The following is a 17428-nucleotide window of genomic DNA, read 5'->3' as shown; positions in this document are numbered from 1 at the left end:
CGCGTTTGCATGGCGCTTGCCACCGTGATCAGGGCAAATGCCCACCTTGTCTCAGGCCTTGTGTATCGATTAGTATGTAAATTTGAACTGACGGAGATCCTCATGGCTCAGCGGGGCCGGCCACGCACGTTCGACCGCGACGCGGCAGTCAATTCGGCGATGCACCTGTTCTGGGAACAGGGCTTCGAATCGACATCGTTGTCGCAGTTGAAGGCGTCCATGGGCGAAGGAATTTCCGCCCCCAGCTTCTACGCGGCCTTTGAGTCGAAGGAGGCCTTGTACAAAGAGGCGCTGGATCGATACATGGTGCTCTACAGGGACTTGACGCGGAGCCTGCACGACACGTCGATCGCTCCGCGGGAGGGTGTGTTCCTTGCGCTGCAGCGGTCCGCAAAGATGCAGACCGAGAGCGGGCATCCGAAGGGGTGCATGGTTGCACTGGGCGTCATGGGGTCCAATTCCACGACGAGCGATGCGGTCACTCAGTTGCTTCGAGACATTCGCAGTCGCACGCGGGCGGGATTTCGCTCTTGCGTGGAGCGGGGCATCAAGAGCGGAGAGCTGCGCAAGACCACCGAACCCGCTGCGTTGTCTATAGCGCTCGACTGCTTCTTCCAGGGGCTGTCGGTGCTGGCTCGCGATCACGTCCGCCCTGTTGTCATCGAGAAAGCCGTGCGCGACGCCATGGGGATGTGGGATGCTGCAGCGGCGTGAGCCACTGCCCCGAGTCCGCGCCCTCGGGCAAACGGAGCGGTACGTCGGCGCCGCAAGGCCGCTCAGTTGCCTGACGGCAATGCGTCTGTTCTACCTTCCAGCTTGGCCGTACCGGCTCCGCTCGAATGATAGGCAGACGCACGAGCTTGCCACCAAGCGGCAGCGACCCTCTGACGCTTTGACATAGGCGTGGCCCATTGCGCCGTCGAAATAGATCGAGTCGCCTTCGTTCATTCTCAGGGGTGCATAGAGCTCGCTGTGAAAATCAAGCTCACCCTCGATGACCAAAGCGAAGACCTCCCCTGGCTCGCGCATGAATTCGCCAAACTCGGTGAAGAATTCATCGAAGCTCTGCGTCAGTACCTCAACGACCATCGGCGTCATCTTCTTGTGCAACAACTCCGCAGCGAGCGGCTGATGCCGATAGCTCTTGGTATTGATCTGCTCGCCTTCTCCGGCACGTTGCACGATCCGGCGACCGGCGCCGCTCGGTGGCTTGGTCGTCGCTGCCTGCCGGTCCAGCAGACTGACCGGGCTCAAACCCAGGCCGTGGCTGATCAACATGAGCTTGCTGTAGGTAAGTGCGATGCGGCCCTTCTCGAGCTTGGACAAGGTTGAGACAGCCAGCCCGGTCGTCTTGCTGACCTGCGCGAGCGTCAGCCCTTTATCCTGCCGAACAGCACGGATGGCCGGGCCCATCGAAGGGGAGCCCGCGAGGGCATTCGACCTCATACCGAAGTAGATCGACAGCTGGGCACTCAGGCCGGGCGCAGCGCTGCGGTCACCACGATCTCGACTTTCAAGCCCGGTAGGGCAAGCCGTGCCTCGACGGTGGCGCGTGGCGGCGCGTGGCCCGCCGGCACCCAGGCGTCCCACGCGGCGTTCATCGCCGCGAAGTCGTTGATGTCCGCGAGGAAGATCTCCGCCCGAAGGATCAGCGTCTTGTCACTGCCGGCGCGAGCCAGCAGCGCGTCCACGGCGCCGAGTACCTCGGCCGTTTGGCCGGTGGCGTCCGCGCCGACCCGGGTAGGGATCTGGCCGGCGAGATAGATGACGCCGTTGTGAATGGCCATCTGAGAGATGCGGGGGCCGGCGTCGAAACGCTGGATGTCGGTCATGGGATCTTTCCGTCTGTGAAGGAGTCGAATGGATGTCGGGCTGGCAGCGGCGAACCCGCGGGCTAGTCGCGCCAGACCTGCTCGGCGAGCCGCAGCCAGTTACCGCCGAGCACCGCAGCAAGATCGGCCGTGCTCATGCCGCCGGCACTCAGCTCGGCGGCCAGCGTAGGGAGTTCGTCGGGCGCCATCATCGTCATGCCGGATCTGTAGCCAAGGTGGGCCGGAAACTGCTCTGGGTTCGCGGCGATCAGTTCGTCGACCTCACGGCGGTCGTGTATGAAGTCCAGGCCGATGCCGACATGCTCGACGCCCACCAGCTCGGCCACGTACAGCACGTGTCGGGCCACGTTGGCAGGCGATGCGTCATTGCGCCCAAGGAACAAGCCGATGCCGTTGATGCCGACTACCCCACCGCGCGCGGCGCAGGCGCGGATCAGCTCGTCGGGGATGTTGCGCGGGTGGTCATGCAGTGCGCGCGGATTCGAATGAGAAAAGATCAGTGGCGTCGGCGATGCATCGATCGCCTCGCGTGCGGTCCAGTAGCCGGTGTGCGAGCAACAGCCTACCAGGCCGACGCGCGCCATCTCCTCCAGCATCGCGCGGCCGAACGCGGTGAGGCCCGAATCCTCGTCCTGGCAGCCACCGCCAGCGCGGTTGTTCTGGTTGTATGCGAGCAGCATCCAGCGCACGCCAAGGTCCCGGTAAAGCGCGATCAGGCTGAGCTGATCGCCGATGGCGTTGGCCCCCTCGATGTCGAAACCCACGGCCAGTTGGCCAGCTGCACGGGCAGCGTGGATGTCCGCCACCGTGCTTATCAGGCGGTACTGCGCCGGGCGCGCCGCCAGCCAGCCCCGGAACGCCGCGAGCATGCGCAGATGCGCTTCGATCGAGTCGTCGCCGAAGCCGACATTGAGCATCACAACGTCGGTACCGCTACGGCGATGCCATTCGAGCTGGTCCATGAAGCTAAGGTCATGCGGACGCAGCGGCATGCAGGCATGGTTGTCCCAGATCAGCATCGAAGACAGCGGCGGGGTGTTCATCATCGTCAATCCTGTCGTTCGAATCGCAGGTGCCGCGTGCGCAAGGTGTGGAGGACGAAGCCGGTGACGCATCGGTCCTTGCGTTCGACGTGCACGACACCGCGTAACGGCAAGTTCGCGGCGGCCGACGATAGGCCGAAGACGTCGGCGCCGAACGCTTCGAGCGGCATCACCGGAACGGCTAGCGCGCCGTGGACGCGCAGGTTCAGCGCGTCGCCGTCGAAGCCAATCTCCGCGTCCGCGCCGAGGTCGTCCGCGCGGTAGCGGCCTACTAGCGCGCCACCGGCTTCCGCAAGCACCGGCGCCTCGGCGGGAAGACACTCGAACGTCGATGCCTTGCCGCCTTCGCTGAACTGGAGCCCAGTCGGAGTCTCTGCCAGGCCTTCGAACTGCGCGGCCGGCAGGCTCAGAGGTCCTAGTGCGAGTTCCTGGAAGGGGATGCGAAGCTCATCGCCGCCGTCCGTCAGCGGCATCGCCGGACTGTTCAGGAAGGAAAGGCTCAGCTTGCCGTCCACATCCTCGAAGCCAAGTACATGACCGGTGTCCTTCGAGAGATAGCGTGCCCCGACCAACATGCGGAATCGCTCAGTCGAAGCCTTCTCGGCGCGTGGGCCGAGCAATTTATCTCCCAGCACGGCGTCCACGACCCGCCAAGCCAATTCCGTCGGGCTCACCGGTGCTCCGTTGGTCATCATGACAATGTCCAGCCCTTCGCTCGGCACGGTGAGCATCTGCGAGGCGCCGCCGACCACGCCGCCGGCATGGTGGATTACGTCGACGCCGCGGTAGTCGTGCCGCATTAGCCCGAGTGCGTAGGGGGTGGCACTGCCGTCGTTCAGACGCGAGAGCGTGGTCATTTGCGCCCATGTCGCCGCGCTTCCGACGGTCTTCATGCCCAGGGGCGCTCGCAGATGGGTAAGCCAGCGGAGCATGTCGTCGAGCGTCGAGATCATCGCGCCCTCGCCGAGCACCTCTTCGCTCGGAAAGATGCCTCGCTGCCATCCGCCGCCGGGCAGTGGAAGATGCAAGGTCGCCATGCCGCGGTGGATCTCGAAGTCGCTCGGTGCGGAGGCGGTGTCAAGCATGCGCATGGGCGCGAAGATGCGCTCCTGTAGGAACTGCTCGACAGGCATGCCGCTGACTCGAGCGATCACCTGCGACAAGAGGTGGTAGCCGCTATTGCAATAGATGATCGATTCACCCGGCGCAAAGTTGGCTTCGGTCTGACGCAGCTGGATTGCCATGGCGCCGCCCCTTGGTCGGATCGCCATGCCATCGGCGATGAAGCCCAAGTCGAGGTAGCAGCGGTATCCGCCGGTGTGCGACATCAGCTGTCGCAGGGTCGGCTCGGCATCGAGCGCTGGCAGGTCAGGGATATACCGGCGCACGCCGGCATCAGGATCGACCTTGCCCTCTTCGGCCAGTAGCAGCACGGCCAGGCAGGTGAAGTGTTTGCTGGTGGAGCCAATGCGCATGCGCGTCCACGGCGTGTTGGAAACGCCGAGCGCCACGCTGGCCAGCCCGAATCCGCGGCGGTAGAGCGTCTTGCCATGCAAGGCCACGCCGACAACGAGACCGGGCGCATCGCTGCGATTGAACGGCTGGAACAACTCGTCCAGCACGGCGTACGGGAAGGAGGATTCGTTCATCGAAAACGCTCAGAACGAGGCGCTCAGTGTCACACCGATCGTACGCGGCTGTGCGATGGTGGCCTGCACGGGACCGTTCAGCGGCACGTAGAGCGTCGATGCGGCGAGCAGGGCCTGGCGGTTGAACACATTGCGCAGGTACAGCGAGAGCTGGACCCGCTGGAAGTCCATGCCGGCCTGCAGATCGGCGAGCCAGTAGGAGGGCATGATGAAGTTCGGCTGCAGATTGCTGCCATCGAAGCCGGCGTTGCGCTTGCCCTGGTACCGTGCCGATCCACCGACCCACGCCTCATGCTCCGCCAGCGAGAACGTGTAGGTACTGCCCAGACTAGCCGACAGGCGGGCGCTGTTGGGCAGCGGCGCGCCGGCGGCTCCGAGGCCATCGCTGCCCTTGGTCAGCTTGGCATCGACGTAGGACAGGCCCGCATTAATGCTCAGCGGATCGGCGGGCTTGTAGCGCAATCCGAGTTCCACACCCTGGATCTTCGCCTTGCCGCCATTGACGATCACCCCAAGCCCGTTGACAGACGTGAACTGCTGGATATCGCTCCAGCGGATGTCGTAGACAGATGCCTCCACCTTCAGCGTCTTGTTCAGCAGGTCGGCCTTGTAGCCCGCTTCGTAGCTCCAGAGAGAATCGTGCTTGAAAATCGGGGGCGCGATCGGTAGGCCTGTCCCCGGGTCGTTCACCAGCGGATTTGGCCCGCCGGGCCGATAGCCACTTGCGGCTCGCGCATAGATGTTGCTGACCGGGCTCAGCGCGTAGCTGACCGTTGCCAGGTAAGTCTTGCTGGTCTCCTTCGACGAGCCAGCCAGCGATTGGTCGCCGCCGGCCAGCGCGCCGGAGAGGGTCTGGCCGAACTCCTGCTTGTTCCGCGCGATGCGCATTCCGCCAGTGACAGCCAGCCCCGGCATTGGCTTCCAGGTCAGGTCGCCGTAGACGGCCAGTTCGCTCAGCGTGCTCGGCAGGCTCGCGCTGACCAGCGTCGGGCCATCGCCGCCGCCCGGCAGCGTGCTGCTGGAAAGCTGGTGGTTGGTGCCACGCTCGTGCGTATAGAAAAGACCCGCCAGCCATTCCAAGGTCTTGCTCGACGGCGACGTCAGGCGGAACTCCTGCGTCTCCTTGCGTGTCTTGGAGTAGGCGCGGACCGGTACGGTCTCCACCGTGAGGCCCGCCAACTGCTGCAGCAGCGGCGCGTAGACCGCGGTGTAGTCGAGGTCGTTGGCCAGGGATGAGGTTTGCGCCGAGGTGATCGATTCCAAGCGCGCCCATCCGAGTTCGGCCTCGACGCCTGCGGACAGTAATTGCACCTTGGTCGTCAGCGGCTCGCGTACGGCATTGTTGCGCTCGTAGTCGCCTTCGACAGGTCGGCCGGTCGTCTTGTCGTAGTCCACGTAGTCGTGCGCATCCCGCTTGATCTGCTCCGACAGGCCGGTCACTCTCACCTTCAGTTTCGACGAGGGTTGGACCAGCAGCGAGATGCGGGCACCGCTGCTGTCTCCGCGATTGATGTCTTTGCCCGGCACCGGCCCGACCGCATCTATGTAGCCGCCCGCGTGGTCATGGAAGGCCGCAACCCGCAGGCCAGCGACGCCTTCATTTAGCGGGACGTTGACGACCGCGTTCTCCGTATGGCCGATGCCCCCGTCCTTCGTCGAGCTGACGCCCAGTCCCACTTTGCCGGACAGCTCGTAAGAGTCTGGCTCGTTGGTCACGTACTTCAGCAGCCCGCCCATCGCGCCGGCGCCATACAGGGTGCCCTGCGGGCCACGCAGCACCTCGATGTGGTGCAGGTCGAGCAGGCTGAGATCCAGCGCCGTCTGAGCGCCGTTGGCGTAGGCTCCGCTGGAGCCGAAGGCGATGTCGTCCACGTAGATCCCCACCGTCGAGATCGTCTGCGCGCCGGTGGAGACGCCGCGCATCGTGACGCTGTTGTAGCCAGCGCCGGCCGAGTTGACGTTGACGCCCGGCTGGTCGGCCATGTAGTCGGCCAGTTGACGCGCGCCGCCCTTCTCCAGTTGGTCGGCCGGGATGGCCTGCACCTGCACTGGAACTTCACGAGCCGGTTCGCGACGACGCGTCGCGCTCACGGTGACAACATCCAGATGGGTCGCTCCAGGCGTCGAGGCTGCGGCTGAAGCGGGAGTTGCCGCTTCCTGGGCCTGGCCCGCAGATGCCATCGCCGCGCATGCGAGCGAAACCAGTGTCGGCAGCAGCCGTCGTGGAGTCGGACCGTTGCGGCCCGATGGGAGTGCGGTCATGCGGGCGGGGGAATCTGCAACGTTCATGAGAGTCCTTGTGAGCAACGGCTGATGCCTGGTCGATGCAAATCATGGTAGCAAGAAAATTTCCAAATTGGAAATAAATTCCAGTGTGGAATGAAATTGGTGGACATTGCATAAAATTTTGGTTGGCAGAACGTGGCTGATACAGTGCGCGCCATGAAGACGATCGAACCCATCGCCGGCAAGCTCAACAACCCGGGTGCGACGATCCGCGCGCTGCGTCGCAGTGCGGATCTGACGCTGGCGGAACTGAGCGCTAAGACCGGGCTTGCGGCCTCCACCTTGTCGAAGCTGGAGGCGGGCCGCGTCTCGCCTTCGTTCGACAAGCTCGCCGCGGTCAGCCGCGGCCTAGGCGTCGACATGGCCGAATTGCTGGGGACCTCAGTGCCCTCCGCCACGCCAGTGCCCAGCAACCACGGCGCCCGCCGTGTGATGCTTCGCGCGGGTGAAGGCAAACGGGTCGAGACGCATTGCTACAGCCAGATCTACCTGGCGACGGAACTGCTGCACAAGAAGATGACGCCGATGGTCGTCGAGGTGCGCGCCCGCACGATGGATGAATTCCGAGCGGAGTTCGGCGACTTCATTCGGCACCCGGGCGAGGAGTTCGTCTACATCATCGAGGGCGAGGTGGACTTCTGCACTGATCTCTACGAGCCGATGCGACTGCAGGCCGGTGACACGCTCTACTTCGACAGCGAGATGGGTCACGCGTACTTGAAGGCCAGCGATGCGCCATGCCGCATCGTCGCCGCGGCCGTGCCGCGTGGCAACGTGGAACCGATGATGGAGACCTTCGTCTCGGCTTCCCGGAGGCGGGCGGCAGCAGCCGAGGGGGAGCACCGCCAGAACGGCGCCAGACAACAGCGCCCACCGCGCGCAAAGTAGCATTCCTCGGGTTTGGAAAATTAATTTCCAATTCGGCATTTTTATTTCGTATAGTCCGCCCATCGCAATCGATGGGTGGCAGTGATGACGCAGGTCAGGGCAGTTGATTTCATGGTGATCGGCGCCGGCATCGCCGGGGCATCGGTGGCGGCTCATCTCGCCACCCAGGGCTCGGTCCTGCTGTTCGAGGCGGAGGACCATCCCGGCTACCACTCCACCGGCCGCTCGGCGGCGCTCATCTCGGAGATCTACGGCAACGCCGTCGTGCGGCTCCTCACCCGTGCCAGCCGCGGCTTCCTGTTCGAGCCGCCGTCCGGCTTCGCCTCGAGCCCCCTGGTGACGCCGCGGAACACGCTCTTCTTCGGCACGCCCGATCAGCTGGACCTGCTGGAGCGCTTTCGCGAGGATCCTGATGTGGCCGGCAGGACGGTGATGCTGTCCGCCACGCAGGCCCAGGAGCGCGTGCCGGCGTTTCGCGACGGCTACCTTGGCGGGGCCGTGCTGGAGACCGGCTCGGCGGACATCGACGTCGACGCCCTCCACCAGGGCTTCCTGCGCCAGGCTCGGGCCCGAGGCGCGGAGATCCTGACCGCGGCACGGATCGACGAGCTGTCGCGTTTCCACGGGCACTGGCACTTGAGTTCGCGGCTTGGGCGCTTCAGTGCTCCGATCGTCGTCAATGCCGCGGGAGCCTGGGGCGACGAGGTGGCACGCAGCGCCGGCGTCGCACCGCTCGGACTGCAGCCCAAGCGTCGCACCGCGGCGCTGGTCGACGTGCCGCGCGGTCTGGATGCGGCCCGCTGGCCCGCGGCCATTGCGATCGACGAGGAGTTCTATTTCAAGCCGGACGCCGGTTTGCTGCTGATCTCACCCGCCGACGAGACGGATTCGCCGCCTTGCGATGCGCAGCCGGAGGAGCTTGACGTGGCCATCGCGGTGGACCGCTTCGAGCAGGCGACCGGCGCGCAGGTTCGCCGCGTTGCGAACAGCTGGGCGGGCCTACGCGTGTTCACGCCGGACCGCACGCCTGTCGCGGGCTTCGATCCGGACTCCGAGGGCTTCTTCTGGCTGGTTGGGCAAGGTGGCTACGGCATCCAGACCGCCGCCGCGCTGGGACGCTCGGCGGCAGCGCTTTGTACCGGCCGGAAGCTGCCGCAAGATCTGGTCGACGCTGGACTGGACGAGCAGATGCTTTCACCGGCCCGGCCGACACTTCAAAGGACATGACATGACGACTCTGCTGATCACCGGCGCCACGATCATCGACGGCGTCGCGGACAAGCCGCTAACCGACAGCGCCATCCTCATTGATGGCGGCCGCATCAAGGCGATCGGCCATCGCGAGGCGCTGGATGTCGCGCCCCACGTTCGAACGCTCGATCTGGCGGGCAAGTTCGTCATTCCTGGGCTGATGAACGCCAACGTCCATCTGCTGGTCAATGCCTCCCTCGAAACGCTACTTCGCTTCGAAGGCCGTTACGAGGCGCTGATCGAAGAGGCGGCTCAGGTCGCCTTGAAGGCCGGCATGACGACAGTGTTCGACACCTGGGGGCCACGCCGCGCGCTGATAAATGTGCGCGACCGAATCGAAAGCGGCGAGACCGTTGGCAGCCGCATCCGCTGCGCGGGCAACATCATCGGATTCGACGGACCTTTCTCGCCCGACTTCTTCGGCAAAGCCGCCGAGATCGCGAGTTCCTGGTTCGTCGACCGCGTTAATGCCGCCTGGGTCGAGAACTCCGGCCGCCACCTGATGTGGATGACCCCGGAGCAGGTCGGTGCGGAGGTCTCGCGCTACATCGAGCGCGGCATCGACTTTGTCAAGTATGGCGCTACCGAACATGGTGCGATGGCCGCGGGCGCCTTCCTGCAATTCTCCGAGCGGACCCAACAGGCGATCGTTGAAGCCGGGCGCGCGGCAGGCCGAACCGTGCAGGCGCACAGCACGACGGTAGAAGGTCTGCGGATGTCGATCGAGGCCGGCTGTGACCTCATCACCCACTGCAACATGACCGGCCCGGTGCCGATCCCGGTCGAAACACTCGACCTGTTCGAGCGTACGCAGTGCGGCGCGGTGATCTTTCCTGTTACCGAGGCCGGGCTGGCGCACGTCAAGGGCGCGGTGTCGGACCTCGAATGGACGATGTGGTCGGCGGGCGACAAGAATGCGCGGCGCCTGATCGGTTCCGGCGCGCCGATCCTGCTCGGCAACGACGGCGGTGTTTTCGCTAAGGAGCTGCTGCGCGAACCCTGGCTGAAAGCCACCTGGAACGGCATGCCGGAACAGGAGGCACTCGGTCGGCTGGCAACCGGGCACTTTGCCTGGCTCCGCGCGATGGAAGAGAAGGGCATGCCGGCGATGGACCTGCTGCACGCGGCGACGCGAAACATCGCCCGCGCCTACAAGCTCGATACCGATCTCGGCACGCTCGAAGTCGGAAAGATCGCCGACATGGTGGTGCTCGACAAGGACCCGCTGGAAGCCGCGGACCACTACCGGAGCATCCATGCGGTCATCAAGGGTGGCGTGTCTGTCGACCTCGACGCACTGCCTGAGCGTCCGCTGCTGACGGCGGAACTGGCCCCGCCGCTCGAGGAGGAAGCCAACTTCAAGCGTTTCCTCGTCCATGGCACTCGCCTGCCCGGATGCCCGTCCTGCATCAGCGGTGGGCATTGAGATGAGCATCGACTATGCCAAGGTCATTGCGGAGGTCACTGGCAGCGGCGAGGTGACGGGTGCGTCCTTCGCCTACTGGGACGGCGAGCGGATGCACCAGGCCGTAGGCGGGCTGCGCAACAGCGTCACCGGCGATCCAGTCACACCTGACACCCTGATGCACATCGGCTCGATCACCAAAGTGCTGAACGCTGCCTTGTTCTTGCAACTGGTCGACGATGGACTGATCGGTCTCGACGATCCCGTCACGAAGCATCTGCCAGAGCTACGCCTCGGCGATCCGGAGGCTCTCGCCCGGATCACCTGCCGGATGCTCATCAACCATACGAGCGGCATCGACTACGACTGCCCGCCCTATCGCGGCTTCGATGAACAGCGGGTCGTTGACGCGATTGCCGATTGCGCCGACATGACGCAGCTCCATCCACCGGGTGAAGCCACGGCCTATTCGAACATCGGCACCGTCATCGCCGGCTACATTGCCCAGAAGCTTCGCGGCGAGGACTGGTACGGCCTGGTCAAGTCGCGTCTTTTCGAGCCGCTGGCGCTCCGACATTCCCTCGTCGACATCACGGAGCTGCCACGCTTTCGCGTCAGCGTCGGTGACCAAGTCGGCGCCGACGGCAAGCTCGTGCAGAGCGAGCGTCCCTTCCTGCCGTTGAGCTTTGCCCCGGCCGGGGCCACGACGATGATGACCCCGTCCGATCTGTTGAGCTTCACCCGCGCTTTGATCAATGGCGGCGTCGGAGCCAATGGGGCTCGCGTTCTGTCGGCACAGAGCGCGGCGCTGATGGCGACGGAGACGACGCGATTCATCTCGCCGCCGGCGTGGCGCGTCGGCCTCGGCTGGATGATGCTGGCAGGCGGCGTGGTATTCCACGGTGGTGGCGGGCCCGGCGTATCCTCCTTGCTCTACGCGCACCCGGAGAGCGGCAGAGCATTTGCACTGCTCACCAACTGCTCGAAGCTGGGCGTCTTCGATACGCGGCTTGTCGAGCCGATTCTCGAAAGCTGGGGCGCGGCGACCACACCGCTGACGCCGATGGATCGGCCTTTCGATGCGTCCTTCTATGAGGGCAGCTTCGAGAACCAGATCTATCGCTTCGAAGTCCGTGTGGAGGATGGGCATCTGCTGGCTCGGATGCTCACTAAGCAGGACATCTACGAAACGGACTCCGCGCAGGCCCGGATCTTCCAGCTCACGCGCGTCGGCGACCATCTCTTCACCATGAGCCTGAACGGCACCGCTCTCCCGTTCCCCTTGGCCTTCGTAAAGCCCGATGTCACCGGAAAAATGCAGCAGTTGGGAGCACTGGCCCGGATCTTCAACCGCGTCCACTGAGCCGGGCTGGCGGCGCAAGTCGCAAGCCCTTCTTGAACACCCCTTGACGTCGGGTGCGCATCCGCGCGCCGCGCCCCATCGTGAACCAGACCACCTCCGCCGCAGCCGCGCCAGACAGGCGATTTGTCCTGGGCTGGTACGCACTCTGCGTCTTCATCCTGACCACGATCTGTGCGGGCGTCGACCGGCAGATCTTTGTCCTGCTGGCCCAGCCTATCCGCAAGGCGTTCAATCTGTCAGACACGCAGTTCGGACTGTTGCAAGGCGTGGGCTTCGCTCTCATTGCCGGGCTGGCCTCGCTGCCTCTCGGCTGGCTGGCGGACAAGTTCCCGCGCCGATGGATCCTGGTGCTCTGCATCCTCGTGTGGAGCGCGATGACTGCGGCCATCGGAATGGTGCACAGCTATACCGGGCTGTTCATCGCCTCGATGGGGGTCGGCATCGGCGAAGCCGGGCTCAATCCGATCTTGTTCGGGATGATCCCGGACCTGTTCCCCAACCGATCTCAGCGGGCGCTGGCCAATACGATTCTTGCGTTTTCAATTGTTGCCGGTAGCGGTATCGGCCTGGCGGCAAGCGGAGCGCTCATCGAGTTCCTGAGCACCGTTCAGCCGCTGTTGCCCTTCGGACTGAGCCACCTGGAGCACTGGCGCGTGATCTTCCTTTCGGCTGTGCCGATCGGCCTCGTTGTCGCTGTGCTGGTAATGCCGATCCGGGAACGCCGGGAACGGGTTGGCCCGCTCGCGCAGCACGCGGCGAAAGGGGAAGGCATCATTCGCCATTTCCTGAGCAACCGTCGAACGACGCTCGGGCTCTACGGCGGGATCGGCTTCGCCGCGTGTGCTATGACGTCCTTCATCATGTGGCTGCCGATCACGGCCTCCCGGCAGTTCGGGCTGCCCCCTCAGGAGATCGGCAACCGGCTGGGCCTGGCCTATATCGTGGGAGCCGTGGCCGGGACCATCATCGGTACCGTACTCGAGAAAGTGCTGCGGCCGAGACTGCAGGCCGCCACCTCGATCCGGATCATGGCGCTGTCTTTGCTGCTGACCGGTACGCTTGCGGCGGCCCTGCCGTTCGCGGACTCCCCGTCGCTGCTGTTCCTGATGGCCACACTAGTGCTGGTACCTTGCACCTCGGGGTACGCTGTCATGGCCATCGCTGTCCAGGATATGGCCACGGCCTCGATCCGGTCCCGTGCACTCGGTGTCTATTCGATCGTCAGCGTCTTCTTCAGTGCCGGCGGCCTTGTGGTCGTCGGTGGCCTGTCGGATGTGCTGACGGGTTCTTCGAACGCGCTGCTAGTCGCCATGAGCGGCACCTGCGCCTTCAGCGGATTACTCGCAGCGGTGCTGCTGCTGTGGGTGCAGCGGCACTTCGTCTCCACCGTTGCAAGGGTGACCATCGCAGGCCGCTGACGTCGCCGCGCTGTCGCTCGCGGATCGTCGGTACGGGCCGCACCGACTAGCAATTCGACACCGACAGCCACTTCCTCTGAAAGTTGCAGATGCGATTACGCCGGACATCCGATATTCGCTACCAACCGCTTCGGCCGAGACCATCATTCGGCGTCTCTTGGTGAACGACAGTTCGAAGTGAAGCCGAAATTCATATGTCGCGATCCGACGGCTGCAGTGGGGCGATATCCACCCGTCGACGCGCGCGTGCGAAGGACTGCAATCAGCCTGGACCGGTAGTAGGTCGCGCCAGCGCGTATGGCGGCTTGTGGCCGGGTGCGGCCAACCGGTTGCAGAGTATGCGATACCCAACTCGTCCCGCTCCGCACCGTCCAAACCGTTGACCCCGGCCTCGGTCGCACGGGTCTCAATCCACTAGCCAGTCGATGCGTGCTCCCGCTCCCGTGCTCGGTCACCCAGCCCGAGAAGGTGCACGCGGCCCAACTGATCACCCACCGCAACGACCGACTGGTCCGGCGACAAGGCGAGCGCGTGCATCGGGCTGTCGCCAATCAGCGACGCTGCCGGGCGAGCGTCCAACAGCCGCCAGGCACGCACGCTGTGATCTAGGCTGCAGGAGATGAGTAGGCCGCGTTCAGCGGCCACCACGACGCCGCGAACGCGTTCTTGGTGGCCGGTAAACAGGCGTGGTTGCCCCGGTCCCGAAAGCCGCAGCACATGGTCTTGACCGACCCAAGTAAGCATTTCGCCGCTAGTCGTGATGGCGAGGGTCCGAACCGGCAGCACCTGCTCCGTCGAGACCGTCTCTATCGCGCCGCTAGCGATGTCAAACGAGAGGACGGCCACCTCGCCGATGACGCCGCTGCCGTCTTGATTCGAGCGCTGGCCGCCGGGCCAAGTTGGCTGACCGCTGATCGCAGCGAATTGGCCGTCGTCGGAGAGCGCGATGCCCTGGACTTGGAATACGGGCTCGCCAGGCAGGTATGTGTCGAGCAGTTCTGCGCTGTCGCCGGCAAGGGCGCGTCGAGCCGATGGGCGAATCAGGTGATCGAACAGTCGACGTGTTCCGTAGCGCGCGACGAGCGAGCCGCTGGAGACGTCCCAGAAATACACATAACGATCCGGGCAGCTGGTGACCAGGAAGCGAGCATTGGCGCTGAACACTGCATGGTCCACCGGTGTATTGTGCCGGACGGGGATCCAGACTGACTCGCCAGAATCGATGAACCAAAGACGGTAGTGGCCGCCCGTGGAGCCGCTGACGACGCAACGGTCGTCCGGCGTGAAGGCGAGGCTTTGTATTGGCGTGCCAGCGGCGATGCCCAGCGTGGCAATGCATTGGCCGCTGGCCACTTCCCATAGCTTAATGCGCCCCTCGCTCCCACCGGATGCGCACAGGCGGCTGTCGGCGCTGAACGCGAGCGCACAGACGGCCCCGTCGTGCTGGTCGCGCGAGCGCTCGGTCGCGAACTCGGAGAAGTTCCAGAGGCGGATGCTGTGATCCGCCGACGCGCTCGCAGCCCAGTCGCTTGAGCCGCCGAAACGCACGGCGTGGACTTCATCCGCATGGGCGACAACTTGGTGGAGCAGCGAGCCATCAGCCAGGCGCCAGACATTCATCACGCGGTTTGACGCCCCCGACAAGGCAAGCAGCCCATCCGGGCTCATGTCGACCGTGTTGATACTCGCCTCATGCCCGCGCAAATGCCGAACTGTGTTGGCGGAGCTGTCCCACACGCATAGGCTGCGATCGCTGGAGCCGGATAGCACGACGCGGCCATCGGCGCTGGTCGCGACACTGGTGACGGCGGCGGTATGTGCAGTCAGGCCGCGCAGTGGCGTACCGGTGGTGAAGTCCCATCGTTGGACCGTGCCGTCATCCACGCCCGCTACCAGCACGTGCCCGTCGGCCGACAGCGCGAGCGCCTGCACGCGTCCTCCCCGAGTCGAAAGGCGCATTACGACGGCATTGGCGGCTAGGTCCCAGACATGGACATCCGCTCCTCGACCGGCAGTCGCCGCCCGGCGGCCGTCGCCCGACAGGACCACCGCATCGACGGCACGGCGCGGATCGTCATAGAACTTGGAAAGTACCTCGCCCTGGCGAAGATCCACTTCGATCAGACGGCCGGCGGAGCTGCCGCAGAACGCCAGACGCGCTGCCGCATCCACGGCGACGCAGCGCACGCCGGTTGCGGGCAGGGTCAGCACGCTCAGTGGCAGGCCCTCGCGCGACCAGACGTGAAGCATCTGGTCGTTGCCGACCGACAGCAGTTGCTCGCCGTTCGCCGTCCAGGCCAGCGACAGGACGTCGCGTTCGGGGCCCAGCAGCGTCATCGCTAGCACACCGCCGGGTGCATCGAAGCTTTGATGCAGTGGCCACAGCACGTCCGTGGACATGCGCGCGAGCGTCGCGCACAGCGCGACCAGCTCCGGTTCGCCACGCGCCATCAAGCGCATGCCGAGTTGCAACGCCAGTTGGCCAGGCTCGCGGTGCAGCGCAGGAGCAGCCAGTCGCAGTGCGTCGCGAATCAGACGCAGGGGCAGGTCGTCGGTGGTTTTGTCGAAGTCGCTGGCCAGCGCGTAGATGTCGGTCGCGGCCAGCTTTGCGATGAGCCATTTGGGATCGAGCAGCCTTGCGCGCAACTCGGAAGTATGGCCCGCACCTCGCAGATGGAAGATCAGCCAGCGCCAAGCGTACCCGTCGGGCGGAAGCGGCGACCAGGCGTCGACGAGACGGGCATGGGCCGACGCCGCGGCATCGCCCAGCCGCGTCACCATGAGGCTTCGAAGCACTCCATGTAGCGCGAGCGTGCCGAAACGCAGGTCGAAATCGGCAAGTGCGAGTTCATCGAGACGGCGCGCCAGTTCCTCGGTGTCGAATTCATCGAGGGGCCACAACTTCCCGACAGCGGACAGCGGGATGGGCATGCCTTCGGGAAATATAGACAGCTCGGCGTAGCGGCGGCATTCCACCTCGTCGAGCAGGTCGAGGCTTCGTCTCAGCGTCGCTTCGACGGTGGCGTCCAGCGTTGTCGCATCGTTTCTGTCGAATGCGACCAGTCCGTGCCGATCGAGTGCTCTACCCACGTACTGAAGCGCGCGCTCGGGCGTGTCGCCACGCGCGAGGCGTTGGCGCATCGCCGCTCCGGCCAGTTTGAGCGTCAGCGGCCAGCCGCCGAGCCGGCGCGCCAGCGCGTGGTAGGGCTCAAGGTCGATAGTGTCGACCTCGGCGCGCCGCAGCAGCAACTGAACGGCGTCGTCGGGGTCCATCAGGCCCAGGTCGATGCGCTCGGCGCCCAGCGCAACCTCGAAGATGCGCGTCGTGATGAGGTAGCGCGGCCCCTGTGCGTGTAGAAACGGCCGGACGTGGGCGACGTTCCAGGCATCGTCGATGACGACCAAGCAGTTCTTGTCCTGCAGTCGCAGAGCCAACTCTCGCGCGGCATCGTCGACATCGACGAAACCCGTGCGCTCGCCGGTCACTGCTGCATAGAGCTTTAGCAACTCGGCCCGCAGGTCCGGTGCCTGCCCCAGCGTGACCCAAAGGATGCCATCGTCAAACGCCTCGATCACGCCGTCTCGAAGGCATAGCGCGGCGGCTAGCGAAGTCTTGCCATAGCCGCCCGGGCCTCGTAGCACGACAGACTTTCCGCTCGGATCGTCGCCGAGAAGATTCTGCTCCAGTGCGGCTAGCTCGCGCGGTCGCGACACGAATGCGGGAGGCAGCGACGGCGCCATGAAGGGCACCCGGTGACCTGCACAACCCCGCCGCAGATGTGCCACCAGCTTGGCCCACTCGGTGCTCGGGTCGTAGAAGTGCGCTTTACGCATCCAGCGAGGCAGCAATGTGTAGTCGAACTGCGAATCCGGTAACCCCTTGATAGGGTATACACACACACCGCGCTGGCGCGCAGCGCGCCACTCCCGGCGCGTGTTCTCTGAATTCATCGCAGCCGGCGTCATAACCAGAATCAAGAACTCAACTTGGTCGAGCTGCTCTTCGACCTGCCTCCACCACCCGACGCCGCCCTCAAGCTCGAATCGGTCCATCCAGACTCGAAGCTCCGGCGCTGTGGCCGCGAGTTGCGTGACAAGCTCGCGGGCTATCGCTTCTCCGTCAGCACGTGAATAGGAGACGAATGCGCCGTCGCGGGAAGTCCGGCTGACCGCCATGGTGGACTGCGTCCGATAGGTTTGGAGACGAGTCATGATAAGGCAGGCTCAAGCGAGATCGCGACCTCCAACTGTCGAGTGCCAGATGTCCGAGGTGCACTGGCCGTCTGCCAAGAA

At 64.8% G+C, this 17428-nt stretch carries 12 protein-coding genes; 6 read left to right on the top strand and 6 right to left on the bottom strand.

Features of this window, described 5'->3' with window-relative positions:
• Window positions 1-9 precede the first annotated feature (9 nt).
• Complete coding sequence (locus SNE35_RS24220) at window positions 10-714, top strand: TetR/AcrR family transcriptional regulator (RefSeq protein WP_320425593.1); 705 nt, start codon at window positions 10-12, stop codon at window positions 712-714.
• 90 nt (window positions 715-804) lie between these two features.
• Here the strand turns inward: SNE35_RS24220 and SNE35_RS24215 are convergent, their stop codons facing one another.
• The 5 genes from SNE35_RS24215 to SNE35_RS24195 form a co-directional block, all read right to left on the bottom strand.
• Window positions 805-1413, bottom strand: coding sequence for a helix-turn-helix domain-containing protein (locus SNE35_RS24215; RefSeq protein WP_320425592.1), 609 nt, complete (start codon window positions 1411-1413; stop codon window positions 805-807).
• A gap of 59 nt (window positions 1414-1472) precedes the next feature.
• Window positions 1473-1832 carry a RidA family protein gene (locus tag SNE35_RS24210; RefSeq protein ID WP_320425591.1) on the bottom strand — a complete coding sequence of 120 codons (360 nt, stop codon included), beginning with the start codon at window positions 1830-1832 and terminating at the stop codon, window positions 1473-1475.
• Between the two features lie 62 nt (window positions 1833-1894).
• A complete protein-coding gene (locus tag SNE35_RS24205; RefSeq protein WP_320425590.1) occupies window positions 1895-2878 on the bottom strand; it encodes a dipeptidase in 984 nt (327 codons plus the stop codon).
• A gap of 2 nt (window positions 2879-2880) precedes the next feature.
• Window positions 2881-4524, bottom strand: coding sequence for a serine hydrolase domain-containing protein (locus tag SNE35_RS24200; protein ID WP_320425589.1), 1644 nt, complete (start codon window positions 4522-4524; stop codon window positions 2881-2883).
• A gap of 9 nt (window positions 4525-4533) precedes the next feature.
• Complete coding sequence (locus tag SNE35_RS24195; RefSeq protein ID WP_320425588.1) at window positions 4534-6615, bottom strand: TonB-dependent receptor; 2082 nt, start codon at window positions 6613-6615, stop codon at window positions 4534-4536.
• A gap of 351 nt (window positions 6616-6966) precedes the next feature.
• Between SNE35_RS24195 and SNE35_RS24190 the strand changes: the two genes are divergently transcribed.
• The 5 genes from SNE35_RS24190 to SNE35_RS24170 all read left to right on the top strand — a co-directional run bounded on the left by SNE35_RS24190 (window position 6967) and on the right by SNE35_RS24170 (window position 13135).
• Complete coding sequence (locus SNE35_RS24190) at window positions 6967-7698, top strand: helix-turn-helix domain-containing protein (protein WP_320425587.1); 732 nt, start codon at window positions 6967-6969, stop codon at window positions 7696-7698.
• Window positions 7699-7782: 84 nt separating this feature from the next.
• Window positions 7783-8925 (top strand): NAD(P)/FAD-dependent oxidoreductase, encoded by a 1143-nt coding sequence (locus SNE35_RS24185; RefSeq protein ID WP_320425752.1) that lies wholly within the window; start codon window positions 7783-7785, stop codon window positions 8923-8925.
• 1 nt (window position 8926) lies between these two features.
• Entirely contained in the window at window positions 8927-10375 is a 1449-nt protein-coding gene (locus SNE35_RS24180) for an amidohydrolase family protein (RefSeq protein WP_320425586.1), read from the top strand.
• A 1-nt stretch (window position 10376) separates the two neighbouring features.
• Window positions 10377-11717 carry a serine hydrolase domain-containing protein gene (locus SNE35_RS24175; RefSeq protein ID WP_320425585.1) on the top strand — a complete coding sequence of 447 codons (1341 nt, stop codon included), beginning with the start codon at window positions 10377-10379 and terminating at the stop codon, window positions 11715-11717.
• Between the two features lie 80 nt (window positions 11718-11797).
• The gene (locus SNE35_RS24170; protein ID WP_320425584.1) at window positions 11798-13135 is read left to right on the top strand and encodes an MFS transporter; all 1338 of its coding nucleotides are present in this window, start codon (window positions 11798-11800) and stop codon (window positions 13133-13135) included.
• A 414-nt stretch (window positions 13136-13549) separates the two neighbouring features.
• Here SNE35_RS24170 and SNE35_RS24165 read toward each other — a convergent pair whose 3' ends face one another.
• A complete protein-coding gene (locus SNE35_RS24165; protein ID WP_320425583.1) occupies window positions 13550-17347 on the bottom strand; it encodes a TIR domain-containing protein in 3798 nt (1265 codons plus the stop codon).
• Between the last annotated feature and the right edge of the window lie 81 nt (window positions 17348-17428).

This window comes from Roseateles agri (assembly GCF_034043675.1).
In the GTDB taxonomy this organism is placed as follows: domain Bacteria; phylum Pseudomonadota; class Gammaproteobacteria; order Burkholderiales; family Burkholderiaceae_C; genus KK5.
This window is presented reverse-complemented; position numbering and strand designations above follow the sequence as displayed.